The following is a 2,694-nucleotide window of genomic DNA, read 5'->3' on the forward strand; positions in this document are numbered from 1 at the left end:
AGACCCTGGAGACTGGGGGACGCGGCGCGGAGGTGCTGCTCGAGCCGCAGGGAGAGGGGGAAGGAGAGGGCCGGGCAGCCCTGGCAGGCGCCGGAGAGGCGGACCGACACCACGCCGTCGCGCACGTCGACCACGTCCACGCCGCCCCCGTGGGCCCGGACCACGTCGCCGACGGGCCCGGAGAACAGGTCCGCGGCCAGGCTGGCCAGCGCGGCGTCGGCGTCCAGCGTCCGGCCGGAAGCCGCCGGCTGCCAGCCGGAGGGGTCCTCCAGCGCGGCGTGCAGGGCGGTGCGCACCGTGGCGCCCGCCTCCCGCCAGGAGCAGTCCACGGCCAGCGTCGTGAGCACCGCGGCCGGCTCCACCAACACCTCGGTGAGGACCCCCTCACGGAGCAGCCCCCCGAGCGCGCCGGGGGCCTGGTGGACCGCGCCCAGGAACCCGATCGAGGCAGGAGGCGTCACCCACCGCAGCTGGTCGGGCCGGCCGGCGACACGCTCGGGGTGCAGGGGCACGGTCACGTCAGGGCCTCCGCGATCGTGTGCGCGAGCAGCGCCATCGTCCACGCGAGCGCGAACATGGACCCGAACGCGATCCCCGGCCACTTCCAGCTGCCGGACTCGCGGCGCATGATGGCCACCGTGGACATGCACTGCAGCGCATAGACGAAGAAGACCAGCAGAGCGACCAGCGTGGGCGGCGTGAGCACCAGCTCGCCCTCGTTCGGCCCGTCGGTGTAGGTCATCTGCGCGATGGCGTCGCTGTCGCCCGGGTCCGCGGCCGCGCTCATCTGGCCCAGGGTGGCCACGAACGTCTCGCGTGCCGACAGCGAGGCGAGCACCGCCACGTTGATCCGCCAGTCGAAGCCCAGCGGCGCGAAGACCGGCTCCATCGCCTGGCCGACCGAGGCGGCGTAGCTGTGGTCGAGGGTGTACGTCGCCACCGCGGTCTGGTCGTCGGGGTCGACCCCGGCGGCGGTGAGGTCGGAGGTGGACGGCACAGGCAGGTTCAGCAGCACCCACAGCAGCACCGTGGTGAGCATGATGATCGTGGTCACCTTGCGCAGGAAGGCCTTCGCCGACTCCCACATCGTCAGCACCACCAGGCGCACGGTGGGCAGCCGGTAGGGCGGCATCTCCAGGTAGAAGGGCAGCGCCGGGTGGCCGCGGTCGGCGAGCTGCCGGAAGGCCCAGGCCGCCAGCATCGCCGAGACGGCACCCAGCAGGTAGAGCCCGAACATCACCAGCCCCTGCGCGGCGAACGGTCCCACCCGGGCCGAGGACGGCACCAGGATCCCGATCAGCAGCACGTAGACGGGCAGCCGCGCGGAGCAGGTCATCAGCGGCGCGGCCATCATCGTGGCGATCCGCTCCTTGCGGGAGGGCATCGTCCTGGTCGCCATGATCCCCGGGACCGCGCACGCGAAGGAGGAGAGCAGTGCCACGAACGCCCGGCCCTCCAGCCCGAACCGAGCGAGCAGGCGGTCCATCAGGAACGCCGCCCGGGACAGGTAGCCGACGCTCTCCATCAGCGAGATCAGCAGGAACAGCAGGAGGATCTGCGGCAGGAACACCAGCACCCCGCCCACGCCACCGAGGAGCGCGTCACCCAGCAGCCCCGAGAGGGCCGGGCTGCTCACGTGGTCCTCGACGACCCCCGAGAGCCACTCGAACAGCGAGGCGACGTAGTCCTGCAGCGGCGCGGCGACGGTGAAGATCACCTGGAAGAAGCCGAACATCACCGCGAAGAAGACCAGCGCCCCCCAGACCGGGTGCAGCAGCACCCGGTCGACCGCCTCGGTCCGGCGGTGCCGCTGGGGGGAGCGGTAGCGGGCGGCCGTCAGCACCGAGGAGATCCAGGCGTCGAGCTCGCCCGGATCGGTGGGGGGCGCGACGGCCGGCACGGGCCACTGCTCGTACTCGGCCAACAGCTCACGGAGCGGGCCCAGGTGACCGGCGCGGTTGGCGACCACAGCGACGGCCGGCACGCCCAGGGCCCGGGACAGGCCGGTGAGGTCGAGGTCGCCGTGCCGGGCGAAAAGCTCGTCGGTGAAGGTGACCGCCACGCACACCGGGTGCCCGAGCTGGAGGAGCTGGGAGAGGAAGGCCAGGCCGCGGCGCAGCGTGGTGGCGTCCACCACCGCGACCAGCGCGTCGGGGACGGCCACGTCCGGCAGGCGCCCCTCGAGAAGGTCGGAGACGATCTGCTCGTCGGGGCTGATCGGCTCGAGGCTGTAGGTGCCGGGAAGGTCCTCCACGACGAACTCGCGGTCGCCGACGGCGCACCGGCCGACGTACCGGGCCACGGTCACGCCCGGGTAGTTGCCGGTCTTGGACCGCAGCCCGGTCAGGCCGTTGAAGACCGAGCTCTTGCCGGAGTTGGGGTTGCCCGCGAGAGCCAGCACGGGTACGCCGGTCAGCACGTGGCCGCCACCGCCTCCGTGGTGCTGGTGCATCAGCCGAGCACCTCGACGTCGACGACCCGAGCCTGGCGCTCGCGCAGGCAGATCTCGTAGTCGCGCAGCCGGTAGACGGCCGGGTCGCCCAGCGGCGCCCGACGCAGCACCTCGACCCGGGTGCCCGGGGTGAACCCGAGGTCGCAGAGCCGCCGGGCGAGCGTGGCGTCGTCGGGGTGCAGACCGACCACCACGGCGGCGGCCCCGGGCGCCAGGTCCGCAAGCACGCCGGCGGGGCCGCC

3 protein-coding genes are annotated in these 2,694 nt (G+C 73.2%); all 3 read right to left on the reverse strand.

The genetic code is table 11. From position 1 onward, the window contains the following. On the reverse strand, nucleotides 1–518 hold a 518-nt coding region (locus PLP61_RS16300), incomplete at its 3' end, for a NifU family protein (protein WP_324503817.1). After that, a complete protein-coding gene (gene feoB, locus PLP61_RS16305) occupies nucleotides 515–2,452 on the reverse strand; it encodes a ferrous iron transporter B (protein ID WP_324503818.1) in 1,938 nt (645 codons plus the stop codon). The genes feoB and PLP61_RS16300, both read right to left, overlap by 4 nt. Beyond that, a partial coding sequence (locus tag PLP61_RS16310; protein ID WP_324503819.1) for a FeoA family protein occupies nucleotides 2,452–2,694 on the reverse strand: 243 nt, incomplete at its 5' end. The genes PLP61_RS16310 and feoB, both read right to left, overlap by 1 nt.

It is taken from the genome of Nocardioides sp., assembly GCF_035429765.1.
Classification (GTDB): Bacteria; Actinomycetota; Actinomycetes; order Propionibacteriales; family Nocardioidaceae; genus Nocardioides.